General features: G+C 46.5%; 2 protein-coding genes. Both read right to left on the bottom strand.

What is annotated here, in order from left to right; genetic code table 11:
- The coding region (locus tag KDK18_RS06415; protein ID WP_257254043.1) for a hypothetical protein at positions 1 to 716 on the bottom strand (716 nt) is incomplete at its 3' end.
- 93 nt (positions 717 to 809) lie between these two features.
- A partial coding sequence (locus KDK18_RS06420; protein ID WP_257254044.1) for a hypothetical protein occupies positions 810 to 1,017 on the bottom strand: 208 nt, incomplete at its 5' end.

Raw genomic sequence — 1,017 nt, forward strand, 5'->3', positions numbered from 1 at the left:
AGCGACTGACCCAGACGTTGCAGTTCAGGAGGCTGATCCCTTCCTGAGATAAGACGCATGAATGTACGCCCACTCACTTCAACTTTTTCTACTTCAATGGTGGCAAGGGCAACATAGTGGTCACTGGTTCCGAGGTTTCCTGCTCTGTCATCTGCACCTTGCAGCAATCTATACAGTTGTGCGGGGCTGGCGATTTTCGTTAAAGGTTCTAAAAATAAGTCAGAGAAAGTTATTTGATCACGAACAGCCTCAACAGAATCCTGATCGGTCATTCCGCCTCTGACTTCAATGACCAGTTCCTCTTCTTCAAGGTTATGGGTGAACCTGAAGATTCCCTCTCCACCTACCTTCAGGACTTTAGTGTATTTCTGAGCAGCACCGTTCTCGTCTGTTTCAAACAGGTCAACGCTGGAAACGGCACCATCAATGAAAGAAAGAACCTCTGTAAAGCCATTAGAAGGAACGAGATAGTCCGCTCTGGCTTGAGTCAGATCAGGGTAGGTAGTGGTAAAGGATTTGGGTATTGGCTCCTGGTCATCACCTAAGGTTGGCTTAAGTATGACCTCACTCTGGATAAACTCCACATGTCCATTGCCCGAAATATCGACAGACTTTATCTGAAGCTTGCGCTCGGCCAGTGCTTGTGTGCTTATGATGGAGGAGCTGATTGCAACTGCTACTGCAAGGCTTAATGCATTGGAGCGTGCATTTGTCATACTACTACCTCAGAGTTAACGAAGCCCTTATGTATTCCTTTATTCCGCCTTCGATTGGATGGCTATGAAGAGGTCATCCGCTGATTTCTGATATCAGAGTTCGTCACTGATACCCTTATCGTCTCCCTTGGGAAGTGTTGTTTTATCAAGAGCAGTAAGTTTCTTATTACTGCCTTGTTGCCTCTCAAAGAAGGCACCCAGAGTGTAGGAGTAGGGAATGCTGTCAGCATGGGAGAATGACCATTTAGGCACATTTTCCCTGAAGTATTTCTCCCAGCCATGCTCATACATCCTCATGGTG

The sequence above is a fragment of the Endozoicomonas sp. SESOKO3 genome, assembly GCF_024606255.1.